We start from the raw sequence: 23,097 nt of genomic DNA on the forward strand, positions 1-23,097 counted from the left end.
TCAGAGCACCCAGCCAACCGTACCGTCCGCGAGGACCTGCCAGCGCAGCGGCCGTAGGCCGGCCTCGCTGACGCAGACTCCCATTATCCGGTCAGGTTCCGGCGGGCCGAATAGGGGGAAGGGACCGTCGCGCAGGGCCCGGCCACCGACGACGAACCAGGTGCCATCAGGCGACCACGGATTGTGCGACCGCCCGAACTGGTCAAAGAACGCCAGCGCGAGCTGCATCGCTGGCGAGGGCACAAATGGCTCAAGGCGGCCCAGCTCGCGCCCGCTCGCATCACAGAACGCGATGTGAATTCGGCTTTCGACCGAGAACCCGGGCAGCGCCAGCGCGACCAGGTCCGGCCCGGGACTGCGCCAGGCGGCCAGGAAGCGCCCCCGGTGCACCGTCCGCACTGAGCCAGTCAGCGGTTCCCAGGCAAGGAGCCGGTCAAACATCGGTGCCTCCCGGGGGGCCACGACTGCGACCCCGAGCTCATCGCCTTGCGGCCCGGGGATGAACCGCACCTGGCCTTCCACCGCGGGCCCGTCGATGATTCGCCCGGCTGCGAGGTCCGCTGCACGGAGCCGGAGGCGGGTGCCCGACGGCTCAGCCCAGGCCACCACCTGGCCGCCGCGTGCGAAGCCGGGCGTCCCGAAACCGCCGACGCCGTGGCGGACGAGGCGTACGCCTCCCGGATCACCGGTCGTCATGTCAACCACGGTGAGCCGTGCGCCGTCCATTCCCCCATGGTGAATTGCAAGCCGGGACCCATCATCACTGAAGGATGCGAAGATCGGCGCGCCGGCCACCAGCCGCCTGGATTGCGGCATGCCGTCGGTCCAAAGCCTGAGCTCAAGTGAGCCGTCCCGCGGCTGGACCAGCGCGAGACTTCCGGCGGTCGGGCTCCAGAGGACATAGTGCGTGATTCCCGGGGCAATGGCGCTTCCAGACTCAAGCAAGGTCCCGGGCACGTCGGCGGGCTCATCGGCCGCACCGATAAGGCGGATACGCGGGGCTTCCCCCGGGCCCACCCAGGCAACCGGTGCTGCGACGACGTTTCGCCGCGATGCAGCCGGCCAGTTCCCGCCCCGGCTGACAACAACGCGGGAGTCGCCCAGATGCAGGTCACGCAGTGACACGGTGCCGAGGCTCGATACTGCCAGGAGTCGCACAGTGGAAAGGGTACGGGTGAACCCCAGGGCTGGCCCAGCCTTCCCTGTCCAAACTTCGCACTATACAAGTTATGCTCTGGAGAACCTGCATACTCCCGTGCTCGTGCCGGAGCGCGCGACGGATTGCCTCGGAGAAAGCCGTTGCCGCCCCTGGAACGGCCCGCGATTGGGCAGCACACGCCCATCGCTGCAAGCCGGTGCGGCGGCTGTCCGCCCAAGTTGCTGCTGCGGCCCCGGGTGCGGTGTCTCACCGAGCGCGGTCGGGAAAACCCTTATGTCTGCAGTTGTCACCGAAGCACCACCTGCGCGTCACGGGGCGCGCGTTGTTCTGTCACCGGCCCGGCCTGAACAATCGGCCCATCCGCTCGACAACCAAGGCACACAGGGTTGCGATGCGGGTGCTTGTTCGGGGGAGCAAGGAGATGCAATGGCCGTCAGTTCACCAGGAACCTGAACCGGGCGGGGACGCCCAGCCGAACCGCCTGTCACTCGAGGAGCAGCAGCGCCTCGTCATGCAGTATGCGCCGCTGGTGCGCCGCGTCGCCCGGACGCTTCCGCTGGAAATCCCGGGCCTCCTCGAGTTCGAAGATGCCGTGGGTTACGGGACGTGCGGCCTCGTCGAGGCCGTGCGCCGGTACGATCCGTCGAAGGGGACGAACTTCCACGCCTACGCCGTCCAGCGAATTCGCGGCGCGATGATCGACGCTTTCCGGCGCATGGACCGTCTCAGCCGGACGATGCGCCAGAAGGCTCGCGACGTCCAGCGTGCCCAGTCTGAACTGGAGATGCTGCTCGGGCGCACCCCGACAGAAGCAGAGACGGCTGAGCATATGGGCGTCTCGGTGGAGCAGTATCGCGAGGCGTCGTCGAATGCCCGTTGGGTCACCGTTTCCCTCGACCGGATGCTGGAGCGGGACGACGACGGCGACTCCTTCCCTGCGGCCGAAATGCCGACCGCAGAGGAGGACCTGGACTTCACCCGCTCCTTCGAAGAGAAAGAGCTGTATGAGGAGCTCGCGAAGTCCGTGGCGGCCCTCCCGGAGCGGGAGCGACTGGTCATCAGCCTTTATTATGTTGAGCGCCTGACGATGCGGGACATCGCCGCGGTGCTGCAGGTGTCGGAGACACGCGTGAGTCAGCTCCACGCACAGGCGGTCAAGCGGCTGCGGAGAGCGCTGCTCCGGGAAGCAGCCTGAACAATTTTTCGGGGTTGAGTCTCCAGCGGGGCCGGGATGCCGTGGACGGCGTGCCGGCCCCGTCGCGTCGTGTTCGGCGCTTCGTTGCAGAACGGGTACGAACAAGGATGCAGTTCACCGGCCGGACCCCTATTAGCCGGACTGCACCTGCCGAAGATAGAGAGTGAGCACCTGTCGCGCGCCGGCCCCCGGGCCCGCGCCGCAGGGGCTCAACAGTGCATCGGTGCCCGGTCGCGGCCCCGCGAATCGGCCGGGAACGACCTCCTGGGGGTGAAGGAATGGCGGACCGCTTCAACGACGGCTTCCGGAGCCAGGTCGCGTTTGTGACTCACACGCGCGACTACCGCTCCGCGGACGTGCTCCCGTCGCTTGCACGCCACGGGTTTACGACAACGGAACGTCCGCACGACCGCGAGACCGAACGGCTGCTCGCGCAGTTTGACCCGGATCTCGTGGTGCTGGCCATCGACCCGCGGCACGACGAAGACATCGCGCTGGTGCGCCAAGTTACCCGGGCATGCAAGGCGCAGATCATCGTCGTCGCACCGGGGCCGCACCCGCACGGGCTCAGCCTCGCGCTTGAGGCCGGCGCTGATGTCTGCCTGCGGGACACCGATGGGCCTGAGATGTTCCACGCACAGCTGGGCGCCATGATGCGCCGGAAGGTGGCGGCACAGGTTGAGCCCGAAGAGGACGGCCCCAGCACCATCTCCGTCCGCGACCTGGTGCTTGACTTTGACCGGTGCCAGGCCGTGCGTAACGGCGAGACCATCCCGCTCACCCCGACGGAATTCAAGATTCTCGCGTACCTCGCGAAGAATGCGGGGAAGGTGGTCAGCCCGGTCGAAATCCTCCGCGCGGTGCAGGACTACACGTACTCGGAGCGGGAGGCACAGGAGATTGTGAAGGTCTACATCCGCCGGATCCGCAGGAAGGTCGAGCACGACCCAGCCGAGCCGAGCTATATCGTGAACGTCCGCGGATTCGGCTACATGCTCGAGCGGCGCAGCAACCGGCGTGACGTGGCGCGGGCCACGGAGGCCGCCTGACGCCCGCGTATCCCCCCACAGCGCATCACGACAGCGGCCCCGGCAGATTCTGCCGGGGCCGGTCGCATCCCAGCCTGCTCCCGGAGCTTCAGGCGATGGTGACGCCCTCGCAGCGGTAGACGTCCTGGATGGCGTTCAACAGCGCAACGCCCTCGTTCATCGGCCGCTGGAACGCCTTCCGGCCACTTATGAGGCCCATACCCCCGGCGCGCTTATTGATGACCGCGGTCTTGACCGCCTCCTTCAGGTCGCTCTCGCCGGAACTGGCGCCACCGGAGTTGATCAGGCCGACCCGGCCCATGTACCCGTTGGCGACCTGGTAGCGGGTGAGGTCGATTGGGTGATCGGTGGTGAGCTTCGTGTACATGCGCTCATCGAACTTGCCGTAGCTGCCCTTTTGGTTGAGCGCCCTGTACCCGCCGTTCTGCTCGGGCAGCTTCTGCTTGACGATGTCGGCCTGGATAGTGACGCCGATATGGTTCGCCTGACCGGTGAGGTCGGCGGACGTCTCATGGTTGACGCCGTCGACTTTGAAGCCAGGGTTTCGCAGGTAGCACCAGAGGACGGTCGCCATCCCGAGCTCATGCGCATAGGCGAATGCTTCGGCCACCTCAACAATTTGGCGCGAGCTCTCCTCTGAGCCGAAGTAGATCGTCGCGCCGACTGCGGCGGCGCCGAGGTTCCACGCCTCTTTGATGGTCCCGAACATGACCTGGTCGTACTTGTTCGGGTAGGTGAGCAGCTCGTTGTGGTTGATTTTGACGATGAAGGGGATGCGGTGGGCGTACTTCCGGGCCACCGCGCCAAGGACCCCAAAGGTGGACGCCACCGCGTTGCAGCCGCCTTCGATGGCAAGGAGCACGATGTTCTCGGGGTCGAAGTAGGCGGGATTCTTGGCGAAGGAGGCGCCGCCCGAATGCTCGATGCCCTGGTCGACTGGCAGGATCGAGACATAGCCGGTGCCGCCAAGTCGGCCGTGGTCCAGGATCGCCTGGAGGTTGCGTAGCACCTGCGGCGACCGGTCGGACTGGGCCCAAACGCGGGTCACAAAGTCCGGGCCGGGCAGGTGGAGCGAGGAGGCAGGGATGCCTTCGCAGCGGTGCTCAAGCAGGTCCTGCGCTTCGTCCCCAAGAATGTCGGCGATGTCGGAAAGGGAGAGTTCGCGGGTCGGGCGTTCTGCGAGAACCATACGTTGTCCCCTTGGGTCAATGTGGCGGGGAGCCGCCACGGGGATGATACAGCGCCTGCATCAGCCAGTCGTCTCAAAGCGCCCCGGCACCATGCTGTTCCGCGATTCCTTTACCTTCGCTTCGGATTTGCTGCGCTACGGTAAAAGAACTACGGGTTGGAGGGATTGCGGCAATGCGCGTGCTGGTCGTCGAAGACGAGGAGGCAATCGCGGGCGCCATTGAACGCGGCCTCATTAAGCAGGGGTACGAGGTGGATGTAGCCCGGGACGGCGCCGAGGCGCTCGAGATGGCCGCCACGACGAACTACGACGTGATCTGCCTCGACCTTAATCTGCCACGGGTCGACGGCATCGAAGTATGCCGAAGGCTCCGCGAGGACCGATTCGCGGGCGGCATTATTATGTTAACTGCCCGCAGCTCAATCCGGGAACGGATCGAGGGTCTGGACCAGGGCGCTGACGACTACCTGGTCAAACCGTTCGCGTTCAGCGAGTTGGCTGCCCGGATCCGGGCGATCACCCGCCGGGACGGTTCCATGCGTGAGCCGATCATCGAAACCCGAGGCCTTCAGCTCGACCCCAACACGAACCGTTGCCGACGCGAGGGGAAGGAAATTCACCTCACGCCGAAGGAGTTCGCCCTCCTTTACTACCTCGCCCGGAACGAGGGGCGGGCCGTGCCCCAGGAAGAGCTCCTCGAGAAGATCTGGGACGAGCACGCCAACCCCTTCACCCAGACGGTGAAGGTGCACATGAACAATCTTCGACGGAAACTGAATGATGGGTTTGAGGAGCAGCTGATCGAAACGATCCGCGGAAAGGGTTACGTGCTCTAGGGTGCGACTGCCGCCGTTCTTCCGCAGCATCCGCTTCAGGCTAACGGTCTGGTACTCCAGCCTGTTGCTGGTGTTCGGCGTTGCCTTCGTGGTCGCGCTCAACCTCGCAGTACGGCTTGACCAGCCGCCGGTCTTTGAGCTCTCACGCTATAACGATGTGGTCTACACGCCGGTGCGAACAGGGCCGGCCCAGGCGATCATCGTGCCGATCGAGACCGAGTCGTACACCCTTCGCGAGGTGGAGGACGGCATCTACTCGCGCAGCCTCGATCGCCTCCAGTACTGGTCCCTTGTCTCGGTGGTTGGACTGGCGCTGGCCTCGGGAATTGGAGGTTATGTCCTGTCTGGGGTGCTGCTCCGGCCGGTCCGCGATATCACGCAGGCCGCCTCCGAAATCAGCGCCACCAACCTCAGCCGGCGGATCAACTACCAGGGCCCACGTGACGAGCTGTGGGCCCTCGCTGAGACATTCGATTCGATGATCGGCCGGCTCGAGGCGTCATTCGAGCGCCAGCGCCAGTTTGTGCAGGATGCGTCCCATGAGCTTCGCACGCCGCTGGCGGCCATCCGGACCAATATTGAAGTCACGGAGATGGACCCCGATGCGACGCTCGAGGAGTACCGCGACCTGGTTGCAACCATCAAGTCGCAGACTGAGCGGCTGACCCGCCTGAGCGAAGACCTTCTCCTGCTGACGAACGAGGAGGGCGCACGCATTGAGCGCGAACCGGTCGACCTTGGTGCGCTGGCCAGTGACGTGGTTGCTGAGCTCCAGCCGCTCGCTGCAAACCGGGGTGTCGCCCTCCGGCTCGACACCCCCGATAGCGGGGAGGTGCTGGCCAGCCCGGACCTGCTCCACCGCTGCGTCTTGAACCTGGTGGATAACGCAATTAAATACTCCGGCGAAGGGGCCACCGTGACCGTTAGAGTGCTGGAGACCGGTCATTCGGGGCGCGTCGAGGTAGAAGACAACGGGCCCGGCATCCCGGCGGAGGCGCTTCCCCACATCTTCGACCGGTTCTACCGGGTCGACAAAGGGCGGAGTCGACGCGAGGGCGGCACGGGACTTGGCCTGGCCATCGTCAAGGAGCTCATCCATGCGATGGGAGGGAACGTCGGAGTCCGTTCCGAGCCTGGAGTCGGCAGCACGTTCTGGGTCGAGCTTCCGAACGCCCCGGCCGGGGAGAGAGCGGAATCGGGTTCGCGCCGTCCCAGGGCGCTGCAGTGGGAGGCTGGCAGGCTTGCGTGACGAGCCCCCCGCCCATGCCAGGTACGCCAGCGGGAGAGGTGGTCGCGTAAGCCGCCGTACCGCTCGCAAGGCCAGGGCCGTGGCCTACTGATGAGTCAGGAGGAGCATGACGTGGCTCAGCTACTGGACCGGATCGAAACTCCGCGGGACTTGCGGGGGTTGACCTACGAGCAGCTGCAGACGCTGGCTGGCGAGATCCGCGAATTCCTCGTACGAACCGTGGACGGCATCGGCGGCGGCGGACACCTCGCATCGAACCTCGGCGTCGTGGAACTGAGCCTTGCGCTCCACCGCCTCTTCGATTCGCCGAAGGACAAAATCGTCTGGGACGTCAGCCACCAGGTGTATGTCCACAAGATCCTGACCGGGCGCAAGGACCGGATGCACACTATCCGGCAGTTCGGCGGCCTGAGCGGCTTCGCGGACCGGAAGGAAAGCGAGCACGACGTTTTTGGCGCCGGTCACGCAGGGACATCCATTTCCGCCGCCGTCGGCATGGCGGTGGCGCGCGACCTGAAGGGCGAGGATTTCTACACCATCGCCGTCATCGGTGACGGCGCCATGACCTGCGGCATGGCCCTGGAGGCTATGAACCACGCCGGACATCTCGGCCTCCACCGGCTCATCGTCATCCTGAACGACAACGCGATGTCGATCTCGCCGAACGTCGGTGCGCTCAGCCGCAACGTGAACAAACTCCGCGTCGACCCGCTGTACCGGAACGCCAAGCGGGAAATCGGCGAGCTCGTTGAGCACCTCCCTCTCGGACGGCAGGTCTGGGAGGGCGCCAAGCGCGTCAAGGCCAGCCTGCGCGATCTCCTCGTGCCTGCCAGCTTCTGGGAACAGTTCGGGTTCGAGTACTACGGTCCCATTGACGGCCACGATATCCGGGAGCTCGAAGCGACCCTCAAGGCCATCAAGAAGGTGGAAGGAAAGCCTGTGCTCCTGCATGTCCTGACCGAAAAGGGTCACGGCGTCCCCGAGGCCGCCGCCGACCCGATCAAGAGCCACAGCGGGACATACTGGCTGAAAAAGACGGACCCCTCAGCTCCGCCACCCCGGCCCACCTACAGCCAGGTGTTCGCCCAGGCCGTGCAGGAGCTGATTGAGTCGGACCCCCGGGTCGTGGCCATCACAGCAGCGATGCTGGAGGGCACCGGGCTCGCCCCGGTCCATGCGAATCACCCGGGCCGCGTCTTCGACGTCGCCATTGCCGAGCAGCACGCTGTGACGTTCGCCGCAGGCCTCGCCACGCAGGGGATTCGTCCCATCGCCGCCATCTACAGCACGTTCCTCCAGCGCGGGTACGACTCTGTCGTCCACGACGTCGTTGTCCAGAACCTCCCTGTCGTGTTCGCGATGGACCGGGCTGGCTTTGTGGGTGACGACGGCAAGACGCATCAGGGCTTTATCGACATCAGCTACATGCGCTGCCTGCCCAACATGGTCGTGAGCGCCCCGAAGGATGAGCGAGAGCTGCGCGACCTGCTGTACACGGGCATTCAGCACAATGGCCCATTCGCCGTGCGCTATCCGCGGGGCAGCGGGCCCGGCGCGCCGACGAACCTGCCCATGCAGGCGCTCCCTATCGGAAAGGGCGAACTGCTCCGCGAGGGGCGAGACATCGCGCTCGTCGGCTTTGGCGCACCGGTGACCGAGTGCCTCAAAGCGGCTAACCTGCTCGCCGCGGAGGGCATCGATGCGGCGGTCGTGAACGCCCGCTTCGCGAAGCCGCTGGACGAAGAGCTGCTGCTTGGGGTCGCGCAGTCGACGGCCGGCATCATCACAGCCGAAGAGAACGTCCGCGCGGGCGGTTTCGGCGACGCTGTGCTGGAGCTGCTCGCTGACCACGGGCTGGCTGACCGGTACCTCGGCGCGCTGGCCATGCCGGACGCCATCGTCGACCACGGACCGCAGGCGACTATGCGGCACCTGTACCGCCTGGATGCCGAGGGGATTGCTGCTGCGGCGCGCGAGGCCCTCGCGGGCCGGGGAGCGACCAGCAACACCGCCACGCCGACGCCTTCGCTCGCATGAGCAGCGCCGGGCCGCTGGCGCGCCATCTGCCCATTTTCGATGCTGCGCTGCGGGCTGCCCTTGCCGACGGCCCCCCCGAGCTCCTGCGGCTTTCTCGTTACGTCCTGGGGTGGGAGTCGGCCGACGGCTCCCCGGCGGCAGCCGGCGGGAAACGGCTTCGCCCGCTGCTGTGCATGGAAGTGGCCTCCGCCTGCGGCGCCAGCCCTGTGGACGCGCTGCCCGGCGCCGTCGCCGTGGAGCTGGTGCACAACTTCTCGCTGGTCCATGACGACATCCAGGACCGTGACCTCCTCCGCCACGGCCGGCCCACGGCGTGGCAGCTCATCGGCGAGGCGCAGGCGATCAACCTCGGCAACTTCCTCTACACGCGCGGGCTGCGGCAGCTTGCAGAGAGCCGGGCGCCAGGGGCGCAGCTGGCGTTAGCGATGCTCTTCGAGGCAGTCGAGCGGATGGTCGCCGGGCAGTGGCTCGACCTTGCGTTCGAATCGCGGTCCGACGTCACGGAGGCCGAGTACCTCGATATGGTCGCCGGGAAGACCGGCGCGCTCCTCGGAGCGGCAGCCGGCATCGGTGCCGCCCTCGCCGGTGCGGGCCGCGAGCAGGTCGAGCGGCTGCGGCAGTGGGGCGAGCGGCTCGGCATCGCATTCCAGGTGCACGACGACTACCTCGGGGCCTGGGGCGACGTATCCGCGACCGGGAAGTCGACGTCGAGCGATATCGTCCGGCGCAAAAAGACACTCCCGGTCGTTCTCGCGATGGCGACGGGCGCAGGGGAGGAGCTCCGGGAGCTGTACCGTTCGCCTGCCGAGGACCCGGCGCACACCGCACGGATTGTGCAGTTGCTCGAACGGGCCGGGGCTCGTGAGCGAACCCGAGAGCTTGCGAATTCGTTTGCGCGGGAGGCGGAAGCACTGCTCGCCTCGACAGGGCTGACCGCCGGAGCGGCCGGGGGCCTGTACGAGTTCGGGCGGCTCATCGTCGAGCGTGACCGCTAGCACGGCCGGTGCGACGATGGCAGGTGAACCAGGAACGAGGCGAGCGGCGGAGGACGGCATGTTCGAGAACGTGCGCGAGGACGTCCGTCAGGCGGTCACGTGGCACGCTGTGCCCGGCGTACGCCGGCTGTTCGGGCCCCGCGCCGAAACGATCGCGAGTGTCCTCCTTTCGGCTGAAGCACAGGTCGTGCTCATTTATCGCCTGCAGGCCTGGCTGCGAAAGCGGGGCATTCCACTGCTGCCGGTGCTCTGCCGACGGCTCACGATGGCGCTGGCCGGGGTCTCCATCGGCGACCGGGTCGAAATTGGACCGGGACTGCTCATCAATCACGGGCATGTGGTGATTGATGGAACGACCCGTATCGGACCCCACTGCTCGATCGCACCCTTCGTCACGATCGGGTTGAATACGGGCGGCCCGGACGTGTCGTTCGAGGGTCCGACGATCGGTCGCTTCGTCTTCATCGGCACGGGTGCGAAAATCCTCGGCCCCGTCACGATCGGCGACAACGCCCGGATAGGCGCAAATGCCGTCGTCCTCGGCGACGTCCCGCCGAACGCCACGGCAGTCGGGGTGCCGGCGCGGGTGGTCGAGCACGAATACCCGCTCGGTCCAGCCCGGAGTTCGTCTGCAGATTCCTGAGGCCGCCACGCCGAGCGTGGGACGGGATGCCCCCGGGCCTAGTTGATCGGCAGCATCGTTTCGCCCATCAGGTACTGGTCGATGCCGCGGGCGGCGGCCCGGCCCTCGGCGATGGCCCACACGATGAGCGACTGGCCTCGTGTCATGTCGCCAGCCGTGAAGACCCCTGGGACCGAGGTCATCTTGTTCTCATCGGCCCAGACATTGCCGCGTTCGGTAAGCTGCACGCCGAGCTGCTCGAGGAGGCCGCCCTTTTCGGGCCCGAGGAACCCCATGGCGAGCAGGAGCAGGTCGACCGGCTCGGAGAACTCGGAACCGGGAATTTCGCGCATTACCTGGCGCCCGTTTTCGTTCACAAACTCGACACGGACCGCGTGGAGGGTCGTCAGGCGGCCGTTTTCGCCGGAGAGGCGGGTAGTCATGATGCAGTAATCCCGCACCCCGCCCTCTTCGTGCGCCGAGGAGACGCGGTAGATGTTCGGGTAGAGCGGCCACGGCTGCTCTGGCGGCCGGCTGACCGGAGGCTTCGGCATGATCTCGAACTGGAGAACTTCCCGGGCGCCCTGGCGGATGGCAGTGCCGAGGCAGTCAGCTCCGGTGTCGCCGCCGCCGAGGATGATCACGCGCTTGTCCTTAGCGGTAATGAATTCCTCGTCAGGAATTTCGTCCCCGGCATTGCGCCGATTTTGCATCGGCAGGTATTCCATTGCGAAGTAGACGCCCTTGAGTTCCCGCCCTGGGACCTGGAGGTCGCGCGGTTGTGTCGCACCGCCAGCGAGGCAGATGGCATCGAACTCCTCGAGCAGCTCCCGGGCATCGATGTCCTTCCCGACGTTCACGCCCGGGCGGAACACCACGCCTTCGGCCTCCATTTGCGCGAGCCGGCGGTCGAGGAACCTCTTCTCCATTTTGAAGTCGGGGATGCCGTAACGCAGCAGACCGCCGATGCGGTCATCGCGCTCGAAGACCGTGACGTCGTGACCGGCCCGCGCGAGCTGCTGGGCGCAGGCGAGACCGGCCGGGCCGGAACCGATAATGGCAACGGTCTTCCCGGTCCGGTGGGTGGCAGGCTGGGGCTTCACCCACCCGGCCTGCCACGCGTATTCGATGATTTCGAGCTCGACCTGCTTGATGGTCACCGGGTCAGCATTGATGCCGAGAACGCACGCTGCCTCGCATGGGGCGGGGCAAAGGCGCCCCGTAAACTCCGGGAAGTTGTTCGTCGCGTGCAGCCGGTCGATGGCGTCCCGCCAGCGGTCCCGGTACACCAGGTCGTTCCAGTCGGGGATGATGTTGCCGAGCGGACAGCCCTGGTGGCAGAAGGGGATCCCGCAGTCCATGCAGCGGGCGGCTTGCGTCTTGAGTTTATCGAGCGGGAACTCTTCGTAGACCTCGAGCCAATCATGGATGCGCTGCTCGACAGGGCGGCGCTTTGGAGTTTCGCGGGGAAATTCGAGGAATCCAGTCGGCTTAGCCACGGGCAGCTCCCACGGTGGACGTCTGCGTGCCCTGCCCGCCATTTTGCGCCTGGTAGCGCTGCTGCTCGAGCACGCGGCGGTAATCGGTCGGCATGACCTTCACGAACTTCTTTGCGGCTGCCGGCCAATCGGCGAGAAGACGCTGAGCCACGGTGCTGCCGGTGTATTCGACGTGCCGCTCGAGCAGCCCCTTCACAAGGTCGAGGTCCTCCGGCTCCTCAAGCGGCTCGAGGCCGACCATCTCCATGTTGCAGCGCGTGTGGAAATCGCCGTGCTCGTCGAGCACGTAGGCGATGCCCCCGCTCATTCCAGCGGCGAAATTGCGCCCGGTGCGCCCGATGATCACCGCGCGGCCGCCCGTCATGTACTCGCATCCGTGGTCGCCAGTGCCTTCGACCACGGCGACGGCGCCTGAGTTGCGGACCATAAACCGTTCGCCGGCCACCCCGCGGAAGAATGCGGCCCCGCTGGTCGCGCCGTACAGGGCGACGTTTCCGATGATGATGTTTTCCTCGGGCACGAATGAGGCGTTCTTCGGGGGGTAAACGATGATCTTGCCGCCCGACAGGCCCTTGCCGATGTAGTCGTTCGCGTCTCCTTCGAGCCTCAGCGTGATGCCCGCGGGCAGGAACGCGCCGAAACTTTGCCCGGCCGAGCCGTGGAAGGTGATGTCGATGGTGTCATCCGGGAGCCCGGTGTGGCCGTAGCGGCGGGTCAGCTCGCTCCCAAGCATGGTGCCCACCGTGCGGTTCACGTTCCGGATCGGCATGTCGAGCACAACTTTCTCGCCCCGCTCGAGGGCCGGCTGCGCGAGCCGGATGAGTTCATTGTCGAGTGCCCGCTCAAGGCCATGATCCTGCGTCGTGACACAGCGCACAGGCACCGACGGGTCAACCTCCGGCCGGTAGAGGATGGCCGAAAGGTCCAGCCCCTGGGCCTTCCAGTGGTCGACGGCCCGGCGCACATCGAGCAGGTCCGTCCGGCCGATGATCTCGTCCAGCGAGCGGTAGCCAAGCTGGGCCAGGTACTCGCGGACCTCCTCGGCGATGAACCGGAAGAAGTTCACGACGTGCTCGGCGCGCCCGGCGAACTTTTCGCGCAGCGCCGGGTTTTGGGTCGCGATGCCGACCGGGCAGGTATCGAGGTGGCAGACACGCATCATCACGCAGCCCATCACCACCAGGGGCGCCGTCGCAAATCCGTACTCTTCGGCGCCGAGCAGGGCCGCAATGATCACATCGCGCCCGGTCTTCATCTGACCGTCGACCTGGACCACGATCCTGTCCCGGAGTTTGTTCATCACCAGCGTTTGCTGGGTCTCGGCAAGCCCGAGCTCCCAGGGAAGCCCGGCGTGCTTGATCGACGTCAGCGGGCTCGCGCCGGTGCCGCCGTCATGGCCGGAGATGAGGACGTGGTCCGACTTCGCCTTCGCCACGCCTGCCGCTACCGTTCCGACGCCCACCTCGGCCACCAGCTTCACGCTGATGCGGGCCCGCGGATTCGCGTTCTTGAGGTCGTGGATGAGCTGCGCGAGGTCCTCAATGGAGTAGATGTCATGGTGCGGCGGCGGGCTGATGAGGCCGACGCCGGGAGTTGCGTGGCGGACTTCCGCAATCCACGGGTAGACCTTGCTCCCTGGCAGCTGACCGCCTTCGCCGGGCTTCGCCCCCTGCGCCATCTTGATCTGGATTTCGTCGGCATTGACGAGGTATTCGCTCGTGACGCCGAACCGACCCGATGCCACCTGCTTGATTGCGGAGCGGCGGGAGTCGCCGTTCGGGTCGGGGGTGTACCTGCGGCGGTCTTCGCCGCCCTCGCCGGTGTTGCTTTTGCCGCCAATGCGGTTCATGGCGATAGCAAGGGTTTCGTGGGCCTCGGCGCTGATTGAACCGAAGGACATGGCCCCGGTGGCAAACCGCTTGAAGATGTTTTCGGCCGGTTCGACCTCTTCAATCGGGATCGGCTGGCGGTCGGATTTCAGCTCGAACAGCCCCCGGAGCGTGGCGAGCCGCTTGCTTTGGTCGTCAACGAGGCGGGTGTACTCCTTGAAAATCTTGAACTGGCCGGTGCGGGTGGAGTGCTGGAGACGGAAGACTGTCTCGGGGTTAAAGAGGTGGTACTCCCCATCGCGCCGCCACTGGTACTGGCCGCCCCACATGAGCTCGCGCAGGCCGCCATCGCGCTCGGGGAACGCCCGCTGGTGGTGGACAAGCACCTCCTGCGCGATTTCATGAATGCCGATGCCGCCGATGCGCGACACCGTATTGGTGAAGTACTTGTCGATGAACTCCTCGTTCAGGCCGACGGCTTCGAAGATTTGGGCCCCGCGGTAGCTCTGGATGGTGGAGATGCCCATCTTGGACATCACCTTCACGACGCCCTTCTTAATCGCCTTGAGGTAGTTCGCCCGGAGCTTCTCAATTGGGTAGTCCGCAGTGATGTAGCCGTCCTGGCGTACCTGCTCGAGCGAATCAAGCGCGAGCCACGGGTTCACCGCGCCGGCGCCGTAGCCGATGAGCAGTGCGAAGTGATGCACCTCGCGAGCGTCACCAGTCTCGACCACCAGGCCGACCTGCGTCCGCTTCTTTTCGCGGACGAGATGGTTGTGCAGGCCGGCGACAGCCAGCAGCGATGGAATGGGCGCATTGTCGGCGTCCACGCCGCGGTCAGAGAGGATGAGGATCTTCGCGCCCTGCTCGATTGCCCGGTCGGCGGCGCGGCACAGCTCTTCCATGGCGGCCTCGAGGCCCGCCGGGCCGGCCTTGGCCGGGAAGAGCATCGGGAGGACCGTGGCCCGGAGCGCGTGGTCCTTCAGCGACTTGAACTTGGCGAGCTGCTCGTTGTCGATGAACGGGTTGTCGAGGCTGATCAGGTGGCAGCTTTCCGGCTCCGGGTCGAGGAGGTTGCCCTCGGGGCCGATCACCGTCTTGACCGACGTGACGAGCTCCTCGCGGATGGCGTCGAGCGGCGGGTTGGTGACCTGCGCGAACAGCTGCTGGAAATAGTTGTAGAGCGGCTGGGGCCGGTCGCTGAGGACGGCGAGCGGCGTATCCGTCCCCATCGAGCCGACGGCCTCCTCACCGTTCTGGGCCATCGGACCGAGGTGGTACTTTTCGTCCTCAATCGTGTAGCCGAAGGCCATCTGCTGCTCGAGCAGGAGGTCGGGCGGCAGCGGCGGCGGCGTCTCCGTCGCCGGGATGTCATCGATGTGAACCAGGTTTTCCTTCAGCCACTGGGCATACGGCCGCTCGTTCGCGAGCTTCATCTTCAGCTCGGTGTCGTCGATGATGCGGCCTTCCTCCAGGCTGACGAGGAACATCTTGCCGGGCTGCAGACGCCCCTTGATGAGGACCCGCTCGGGCTCAATCGGCAGAACCCCGACTTCGGAGGCCATGATGACGAGGTCGTCCTTCGTGACGTAGTACCGGGAGGGGCGGAGGCCGTTCCGGTCGAGCACGGCGCCGATGTTGCGGCCATCGGTGAACGCGACCGAGGCCGGTCCATCCCAGGGCTCCATCAGGCAGGAGTGATACTCGTAGAATGCCTTTTTTGCCGGGTCCATGCTCTCGTGTTCCTGCCACGCCTCAGGGATCAGCATCATCATGGCGTGGGGCAGGCTGCGGCCGGCCATAACAAGCAGTTCGAGCGCTTCGTCGAGGCTCGCCGTATCGCTCCCGTGCTCGTTGATGACGGGAAGAATCTTGTTGATGTCATCGAAGAGCGGCGACGCGAACAGCGCCTCGCGCGCAGCCATCCAGTTCCGGTTGCCGCGGAGGGTATTGATTTCGCCGTTGTGGGCGATCATCCGGTAGGGATGGGCCAGCTCCCAGCTCGGGAAAGTGTTCGTGCTGAACCGGGAGTGGAACATGGCGAGGGCGCTTATCAGGTGGCGGTCGCTGAGGTCGGGGAAGTAGCCGCGCAGCTGGCGGGCAGTGAGCATGCCTTTGTAAACGAGGGTGCGCGAGGAGAGGCTCGGAAAGTAGAACCACTCAGCGTCGCGGATGCCCCAGCGCTGGATCGCCTTCTCGAACCGTTTCCGGATGACGTAGAGCTTCCGCTCGAACGCATCGTTGTCGGCCACGTTCGCGCCCTGGCCGATGAAGACCTGCCACATATCCGGCTCGGCCGCGAGCGCAGTGGCGCCGAGGTCAGCGTTGTTGGTCGGCACCCTGCGCCAGCCGAGGAGGTGCTGGCCCTCCTCCTCCACGATGGCGGCGAAGAGCGCCTTTGCCTGTTCGGTTGCCCGGGGGTCGCGTGATGTGAAGAACAGGCCGGCACCGTAGTGGCCGGCCTCGGGCAGGCGGATGCCAAGCTGCGCGCATTCGCGGCGCAGGAATTCGTGGGGCATCTGGATGAGGATGCCCGCGCCGTCACCCGTGTTGGGCTCGCTTCCGGACGCCCCGCGGTGGTACAGGTTCTCCAGAGCCGTCAGCGCATGCTGGACAATCTGATGGGAGCGGTGTCCCTTGAGGTGAACGATGAACCCGACGCCACAGGCGTCATGCTCAAGCCCCGGTTGGTAGAGCCCCTGCCGTGCGGGCCTTCCGGCATGCTGCATGCTGCGTACCCCTCGTTCCGACTCACCGCCGCGAAGAGATTGCGAAATGAAAAAAGCCCTCGGCGTCACCGGAATTTCGGGGCGCCATTTGTGAAATGCTTCGCAATCTCACGCGAGAAGGTGGGTGAGCTTGAAGTATAACAAACCCGTCAATCACCGTGTCGAGTCCGGCCGCGCCGGCCGGTTCCGCAGGCCCGAGCGCGTATAATCCGGGCACCCTTTCCCGCCGGAGCAGCCGCATGGCCGAGCCCTACTGGACCCCGGAACGCGTCGACCAGGTGGTGAGCGCCCGTGCCCGCATTCTCGGGCCGCAGGTCTGGGCAGCGGCCACACCCGACCCTCGTCACCTCATTTCCTTCGCGGGCGGCCTCCCCGATATCCCGTCTCTCCCGGCCGAGGAACTGCTCCGCGCCGCCCGCACTGTCCTCGATCGCGAGCGGAAGGAGGCCCTGGAGTACGGCGGCACCTTCGGCCCGCTGCCCCTGCGGGACGCCATCGCTGAGCGGTGGACCCGCCTGGAGGGCGTTCCCGTTTCCCGGGACCACGTCATCATCGCCAGCGGCTCGGCACACGCGATTGGGATGGTCTGCGAAACCCTGCTCGACCCCGGGGACATCGTTATGGTCGAGAGCCCGAACTTCCCCGGCTCGATGCGCACCATCAGGTCGTTTGGCGCAGAGATGGTGGCGATCCCGCTCGATGCCGACGGCATGCGGACAGATGTCCTCGAAGTGAAGCTCGCTGAACTCGCCGCCCAGGGTCGCCGGGCGAAGTTCATCTACTGCATTCCGAACCACCAGAACCCGGCCGGCTGCACGATGAGCCTCGCGCGCCGGGAGCACCTGCTCGACCTCGCCCGCCGATACGACACCTTCGTCCTCGAGGACGATGCCTACGGTGAGCTCTGGTTCGAAGAGCCACCGCCGCCATCCATTTTTGCCCTCAGCAACGGCGAGCACGGGGTCAAGGTGTGCAGCTTTTCCAAGACCATCGCGACCGGCCTCCGGATGGGCTGGATCCAGGGCCCGCCGGCGCTCATTTCGCGCATTGCGGCACTCCGATACGACATGGGCTCCAGTCCTTTCCTCGGCCGGGTCATCGCCGAGATGATCCGGAACGGCGACCTGGACCGCCACATCGACCGGCTCCGGGGGATCTACCGACGCAAGCTCGAACGGGTCGAAGAGGCGCTCGCCCGCTATTGCGCTCCATACGTGATCTACACCCGTCCGAAGGGGGGCTTCTTCCTCTGGCTTGAGCTCCGGGAGGGGCTCAGCTCCCGCGATGTCCACCTCGCGGCGAACGAGCGTGGCGTCATTGTCGGACAGGGCCCCCAGTTCTTCGCCGACGGAAAGGCCACGAACCACCTCCGCCTCGCCTTCAGTTATGTCGCAATGGAAGAGATCGAAGAAGGCATCCAGCGGCTCGGCGAGGCGATGGCCGACGTTGCCGCCCGCTCGGGGTTGAAGTAGGAGCCCGCCGATGCCCGCCATCGACGCGGTCTCCATCGGGTCAGTCACCATCGCACCGCTGCTCGACGCACCGGTCCTCATGAACCCGCGCCACTTCCTGCCCGAGCACGCCGACCGCTTCTACGAAGAGTTCGGAACCGAGGCGGATGAGCGCGGGCTGTTCACCATGAGCATCACCTGCTACCTCGTCCGTTCCGCGGGACGGACCTTACTCATCGACACCGGGCTGGGACCCCGGCGTCGGCCGGGATTCCCCGTGGGCCGGCTCGACGAGGCCCTCCGGGGCGCGGGGGTGGACCCGGCCGATATCGACCTCGTGGTCCATACCCACCTGCACATCGACCACGTCGGCTGGAACACCATCGACCTCGACGGCGGGCGACGCGAGGTCTTCTTCCCGAAGGCGGAGTTTGTCATTCAGCAGACGGAATGGGACTACTGGATGGCGCCGGAGCGGCTCGCGGCGCCGGGAAACGACCATCTGCGGGAGTGCGTCGAACCCCTTCGCGACACAGGCCGCATCCGCTTCGTCGAGGGCGAGACCGCGCTCGACGAGCACCTCGTGTTCGTCCCGACACCCGGGCACACACCGGGACACGTCGCCATCGGCATCGTCGACGGGTTCGAACGGGGGCTCATCATCGGCGATGCGTCGCACCACCCGGCCCAGCTGATCCACCCCGACTGGTCGCCCGCGTTCGATGTCGACCCCGTGCAGTCCGCGGCGACGCGCGAAGCGCTCTTCGAACGCGCCATCGCGGAGGGCGTTCTCTGGATGGCCGGGCACTGGCCGCACCCCGGCATCGGGCGGCTGACCCGGCGGGACGGCCGCCGTGTTTTCGAGCCGCTCTGACGGCGAGTTGCGGTCGCAGCAGCCGAGTCGGTAGCGTGACGGGCAATGAGCGCCCGGTTCGGCCTCCTCCTTTTTGTCGTCACGCTTGCGGCAGTCATTACCGGCGGCGGTGGATGGCCCCCCGCTGCCCGGGCCGCCGGCATCGTCACCGTGACGTCAACGGCCGACACCGCGGGGACCTGCCCGCACCCGGGCAACTGCACCCTTCGCGCAGCGATCGCCGCGGTCAACAGCGGAGGGGCCTCGACCATCCGCTTCGACCCGGCCATCTTCCCGGCGGCTGCCCCGGCGGTCATCTCGGTGGGCTCGAGCCCGCTCCCGCCGCTCACCGCCGACGGGGCGACCATTGATGGCTCCGGCAGCGGCGTCATCCTCCGCAGCGCCTCCGCCAGCCTGGCCGTTCCGCACGATGGTCTGCGCGTGACCGGCCCTGGCGCCACCATCCGGGGCCTCACGTTCGAGGGCTTTTCGGGCGCCTGCCTCCAGGCCGAAGGGGCGAACGCCACCGTCGGCTCCCCGGCGGCTCCCAATCGGTTCCACGACTGCGGCGTCGCGATCCGGGTCGCCGGAACGGCCGGCACAGTCGCCGGGAACGACATCTCGGCTGACCCGGCCTCGCTTCCGGACGCCATCGGGATCCTGGTGTCCGGGAGCAATGTCACCATTGGTGGGGCCGGCGCGGCCCGGAACGCGGTCGAAGGGACGGCGGTCGGAATCCGGGTCTCGGGCAACACGGTACCCGTAGCCAATGCTGTCATCGAAGGGAACAGCTTCCGCGCAGTGAGCGGGCCATGTGTCGAGCTGCTGGCAGGCTCGTCGGGGACAACCGTCCGCGGCAACGCCTTCGAGGACTGCGGGAGCGGCATCGTTGTCGACCCGGTGACTGAGCCGGCACCTGTCGACGGGAACAGCTTCACCGGGAACACGTTCGCGGGGATCCGCGGGTTGGCGATCGACCTCGGCGCAGACGGCGTCCGCAATCCGCCGGGCCAGCCGCCGCCCGGTCCGAATGGCTGGGTCGCCTACCCCGCAATTACGCGCGCGACTCCTTCTGGCATCGAAGGCACAACCTGCCCGGGCTGCCGCGTCGAGATCTACCTGGCCAGCCATACGCCCGGCGGGCAGACCGACTATGGCACGGCGCCCCTCGGGCCGCCGGTGACCGCCGATGCAATCGGTCGTTTCTCCGTGGCCGCGACGGTCTCGCCCGGGCAATGGCTGGTGGCGCTGGCGACCGATGCGGAGGGCAACACGAGCGAATTCAGCCGGCCGGCGCGGGTTGGGTCGGGCGCCGTTGTTTGCGGAAATGTCCAGCTCCTGCCGGGGTGGAACCATGTGGCGTACTTCGGGAGTTCGCCGCTGATCCTGGGGGATGCCTTCCCTTCTGCGCAGTCGCCCGCCGTTACGGCCATCTACAAGGCGGTCGACGGGACGCCGCAGTACCGCAGGTGGCTGGCTGCGACCCCGGCAGGCCGGACGCTGGCGGCACTCGAGCCGGGGCAGGAGTACTGGTTTCTCGCCACGACGCCGTTGACATTGCCGGGCGGCTTCTCGGTCTCGTTCCCGGTGCCGGTCACGCTGCAGCCGGGCTGGAACGATGTCGTCTACATCGGCGGGTCCGCGGACCCGCGCGATGCGCTTGCCTCGCTGGAGGGGAAGCTCCTCGAGGTCGCGAAGTGGGACGCCGCTACCCAGCGCTGGCGCCGCTTCGGCGACGGCACGGCACCCGCCTGGACGGCGGGCTTCGACCTCGTGGAGGCGTGCGCAACCTACCAGGTGCAGGTCAGCGAGGCGGTCACCCTGCAGCCGCTCCAGCCGTGACCGCGGCTGCGTATACTCTCGCGCCATGACTATCGAGATTCGCCCCTGCGCCGACCGGGATGAGCTGCGCGAATACGGCCGCATCGTTTCCTACGTGTTCGCCAGCGAGGAAGGGATGGACGACGAACTCGCAGCCACGCAGCCGGAATGGACGGTGTGCGCGTTCGTCGACGGGAAGATGGCTTCGACCCTTGGCGTCTGGCCGTTTACGGTCCGGCTGAACGGCGTTCCCGTTCCGATGGGCGGCGTCACCGCAGTCGGGACCCTGCCGAACTACCGGCGCCGCGGCCTGCTGCGCCAAACGATGCGCAGGGCACTGGAGACGATGTACGAGCGGCGCCAGCCGCTGGCGATCCTTTGGGCGAGCATGGCGGCGATCTACCAGCGGTTCGGGTATGGCCTCGCCTCCACGGGGGTGACCTACCGGTTCGACCCGCGGCTTGCGGGGCTCGCGCAACGGCCGAATATTACCGGCCAGATTGAGCTGCTGACGACGGACGAGGCGTATCCGGTCATCAAGCCCGTCTTCATCGAATGGGCCACACCGCGAAATCTCGTCATCCACCGCTCGGCCGAACTCTGGCGCGTCTCGACGTTTCGCCCGCCGAAGAAGGGCCTGCCGGTGCACGTCGCCGTCTACCGCGACGCTGACGGCACCCCGCGCGGGTACGCGGTGTATACCGCGCAGGGGGTGGAGCACGCCCCCGACGAGGGTGAACAGGAGATTCGCGTGAACGAGCTGGTCGCCCTCGATGCTTCCGCATGGATGGCGCTCTGGGAGTTCCTGCGGTCGCACGACCTCGCCAGGCGGATCGAACTTCGCGCCGTCTCTCCCGATGACCCGGCGCCGCTGCTTCTCCTCGAGCCGCGCGTCCTCAACCGGCGCACGCAGGATGCCATCTGGATGCGCGTCGTCGATGTTCAGCGAGCGCTCGAAGCGCGCGCGTATGGAGCGGCAGGGCGACTGACCATATCGCTCACGGCTGACGACGAGTGCCCCTGGAATTCAGGCACGTACGAACTCGAAACCAACGGGCCCCGGGCGGAGGTACGCCGCGTGAGCGGACCGGGCGCGGACATCACCCTTGAGCCCGCCGCGCTGGCATCGCTCCTCGCCGGCCAGTGGTCTGCCAGCTTCCTCGCTCGCGCCGGGCGGCTCGAGGCCGCCGACGAAGCGAAACTCCGGCTCGCCGATGACCTCTTCAGGACCGCGTACGCGCCGTTCTGCCCGAACGGTTTCTAGCCGCCGCCGGTGCCGACCAGGCCGAGGTAGCGGTCGCGGTCCGCAGCCCGCGCCGGCCTGTGCTTGACGTCGTCCGGGCCGAGCGGCCGTGTCCAGGTTGCAAATTCGAGAAGGATGCCGTCCGGGTCCTGGAAGTAGAAGGAGCGGATAAACGTTCCCTCGTGCACCTCGCGCGAGACCTGCCGCGGGCTGTCGTCGTGATTCAGGATCGGGGTGACCTTGATGCCCTTGGCCTTGATTTTCTCGTAGTACTCGTCGAACTTCTCGGGCGGCACGTCGAAGGCGACGTGGTTCATTGACCCGTGGGCGGTCGCCAGTTCGCCTTCACCGGGCATGCCGGCCGGCGACGCAATCCCGGGCGCGGCCTCGGGAGCGTCGGGGAACCAGAAGAAGGCAAGCGAGTCACCGTTCCCGATGTCGAAGAAGAAGTGCTGGCCCATGTTGTTCGGCAGCTCGATCGTCTTGATGAGCGGCATGCCGAGCACGTTGCAGTAGAAGTCGACGGTGCGCTCCATGTCCCGGCAGACGAGCGCGAGGTGGTTGATGCCCCGGAATTCGAATTCGGTGTTCTTGCGTTCCATGCTGCCTCCTGCCGCCTGTACGGTCGGCCAAATTACAGTACACCACGACAGCGAAGGCCGGCTACAGGGCGGTCTCGGGTCAATCCAGGTCGACGCGGCGGTTGCCGAAGCGCTCCCAGTGCGTGACCGCGCCGAGCGGCTTGCGCGGGGCGACGCCGAACCGGCCGCGGGGCCGGCCCATCGGCACCAGCGCCGCGATTTCGTACCGGTCGGGGATGCCGAGCAGCTGGCGGACCTCGTCCTGGTAGATGCGGATCACGGTCGTCAGGGTCGTCCCGATACCGAGGGCTCGGGCCGCAAGCATGAAGTTCTGCACCGCCGGGTAGACGGACGCGTAGGGCGAGCCGACATCGAGCGGCCCCTCGGCGTCGCGGAGCGTCATGCTGATGTTCGGCATGAGGAAGAGGACCGCAACGGGCGCCTCGGCGAAATGCTCGGCGAGGTGCCGTGCCGAGGCCACGGTCCGTCGGTGGCGCTCAGCCTCGGCTTCATCTCTCAACGGGGGCGTCGCCGCCAGCATCGCCGGTTCGTAGCGGTCGTAGGCGCGGCGGTAAATTTCGCCCAAGGCTTCACGGGTGGCCGCATCCCGGACCACGAGAAACTGCCATGGCTGGATGTTCCCCCCGCTCGGCGCCTGGCGGGCCGCCCGGAGGCAGGTCAGCACTTCGTCGTCGGTCACGGGCTCGGGCGTGTACCGCCGGATGGCGCGCAGGGTCATGATGCCGTCGATGAGGTCCAT

General features: G+C 66.7%; 17 protein-coding genes. 11 read left to right on the forward strand and 6 right to left on the reverse strand.

Translation table 11 applies throughout. From position 1 onward, the window contains the following. Positions 1-1,158 carry a TolB-like translocation protein gene (locus tag A9A59_RS13770; RefSeq protein WP_133117583.1) on the reverse strand — a complete coding sequence of 386 codons (1,158 nt, stop codon included), beginning with the start codon at positions 1,156-1,158 and terminating at the stop codon, positions 1-3. Positions 1,159-1,580: 422 nt separating this feature from the next. On the opposite strand from A9A59_RS13770, the gene A9A59_RS09360 reads away from it, so the two are divergent. Together A9A59_RS09360 and A9A59_RS09365 are read left to right on the forward strand one after the other, a co-directional pair. Further along, the gene (locus A9A59_RS09360) at positions 1,581-2,354 is read left to right on the forward strand and encodes a FliA/WhiG family RNA polymerase sigma factor (RefSeq protein WP_165772632.1); all 774 of its coding nucleotides are present in this window, start codon (positions 1,581-1,583) and stop codon (positions 2,352-2,354) included. 278 nt (positions 2,355-2,632) lie between these two features. Further along, positions 2,633-3,403, forward strand: a complete 771-nt coding sequence (locus A9A59_RS09365; protein WP_098504017.1) for a winged helix-turn-helix transcriptional regulator — start codon at positions 2,633-2,635, stop codon at positions 3,401-3,403. An 88-nt stretch (positions 3,404-3,491) separates the two neighbouring features. On the opposite strand, the gene A9A59_RS09370 is transcribed toward A9A59_RS09365, so the two are convergent. After that, a complete protein-coding gene (locus A9A59_RS09370) occupies positions 3,492-4,592 on the reverse strand; it encodes a class I fructose-bisphosphate aldolase (protein ID WP_098504018.1) in 1,101 nt (366 codons plus the stop codon). Positions 4,593-4,765: 173 nt separating this feature from the next. Here A9A59_RS09370 and A9A59_RS09375 point away from each other — a divergent pair, with 173 nt between their 5' ends. From A9A59_RS09375 to A9A59_RS09395, 5 genes are all read left to right on the forward strand, one after another. Beyond that, a complete protein-coding gene (locus A9A59_RS09375; protein WP_098504019.1) occupies positions 4,766-5,428 on the forward strand; it encodes a response regulator transcription factor in 663 nt (220 codons plus the stop codon). A 1-nt stretch (position 5,429) separates the two neighbouring features. Next, positions 5,430-6,677, forward strand: coding sequence for a sensor histidine kinase (locus A9A59_RS09380; protein ID WP_098504020.1), 1,248 nt, complete (start codon positions 5,430-5,432; stop codon positions 6,675-6,677). Between the two features lie 111 nt (positions 6,678-6,788). Then, a complete protein-coding gene (dxs, locus tag A9A59_RS09385) occupies positions 6,789-8,714 on the forward strand; it encodes a 1-deoxy-D-xylulose-5-phosphate synthase (protein WP_181950232.1) in 1,926 nt (641 codons plus the stop codon). Next, a complete protein-coding gene (locus A9A59_RS09390; RefSeq protein WP_098504022.1) occupies positions 8,711-9,709 on the forward strand; it encodes a polyprenyl synthetase family protein in 999 nt (332 codons plus the stop codon). The genes dxs and A9A59_RS09390 overlap by 4 nt, the downstream gene beginning before the upstream one ends. Before the next feature lie 58 nt (positions 9,710-9,767). Further along, positions 9,768-10,352, forward strand: coding sequence for a serine O-acetyltransferase (locus A9A59_RS09395; protein ID WP_165772633.1), 585 nt, complete (start codon positions 9,768-9,770; stop codon positions 10,350-10,352). A gap of 38 nt (positions 10,353-10,390) precedes the next feature. Here the strand turns inward: A9A59_RS09395 and A9A59_RS09400 are convergent, their stop codons facing one another. Next, positions 10,391-11,830, reverse strand: coding sequence for a glutamate synthase subunit beta (locus A9A59_RS09400; protein WP_098504024.1), 1,440 nt, complete (start codon positions 11,828-11,830; stop codon positions 10,391-10,393). Then, complete coding sequence (gene gltB / locus A9A59_RS09405) at positions 11,823-16,388, reverse strand: glutamate synthase large subunit (RefSeq protein ID WP_098504025.1); 4,566 nt, start codon at positions 16,386-16,388, stop codon at positions 11,823-11,825. The genes A9A59_RS09400 and gltB overlap by 8 nt, the downstream gene beginning before the upstream one ends. A 239-nt stretch (positions 16,389-16,627) precedes the next feature. On the opposite strand from gltB, the gene A9A59_RS09410 reads away from it, so the two are divergent. Genes A9A59_RS09410 through A9A59_RS09425 form a run of 4 tightly spaced genes read left to right on the forward strand, consistent with a single transcriptional unit; the run spans position 16,628 to position 21,777 of the window. After that, positions 16,628-17,860: an aminotransferase-like domain-containing protein gene (locus A9A59_RS09410; protein ID WP_098504026.1), complete on the forward strand. Its 1,233-nt coding sequence runs from the start codon at positions 16,628-16,630 to the stop codon at positions 17,858-17,860. Positions 17,861-17,870: 10 nt separating this feature from the next. Next, a complete protein-coding gene (locus A9A59_RS09415) occupies positions 17,871-18,713 on the forward strand; it encodes an MBL fold metallo-hydrolase (protein WP_098504027.1) in 843 nt (280 codons plus the stop codon). A 45-nt stretch (positions 18,714-18,758) separates the two neighbouring features. Further along, complete coding sequence (locus tag A9A59_RS09420; protein ID WP_098504028.1) at positions 18,759-20,534, forward strand: right-handed parallel beta-helix repeat-containing protein; 1,776 nt, start codon at positions 18,759-18,761, stop codon at positions 20,532-20,534. A gap of 25 nt (positions 20,535-20,559) precedes the next feature. Further along, a complete protein-coding gene (locus tag A9A59_RS09425; protein ID WP_165772634.1) occupies positions 20,560-21,777 on the forward strand; it encodes a GNAT family N-acetyltransferase in 1,218 nt (405 codons plus the stop codon). Here A9A59_RS09425 and A9A59_RS09430 read toward each other — a convergent pair. Together A9A59_RS09430 and A9A59_RS09435 are read right to left on the reverse strand one after the other, a co-directional pair. Next, on the reverse strand, positions 21,774-22,358 hold the full coding sequence (locus tag A9A59_RS09430; protein ID WP_098504030.1) for a VOC family protein: 585 nt from the start codon (positions 22,356-22,358) through the stop codon (positions 21,774-21,776). The two genes, A9A59_RS09425 and A9A59_RS09430, sit on opposite strands and share 4 nt — an antisense overlap. A gap of 79 nt (positions 22,359-22,437) precedes the next feature. Beyond that, positions 22,438-23,097, reverse strand: a complete 660-nt coding sequence (locus A9A59_RS09435; protein WP_098504031.1) for a nitroreductase family protein — start codon at positions 23,095-23,097, stop codon at positions 22,438-22,440.

Origin of the sequence: Tepidiforma thermophila (genome assembly GCF_002563855.1) — a bacterium.
Classification (GTDB): domain Bacteria; phylum Chloroflexota; class Dehalococcoidia; order Tepidiformales; family Tepidiformaceae; genus Tepidiforma; species Tepidiforma thermophila.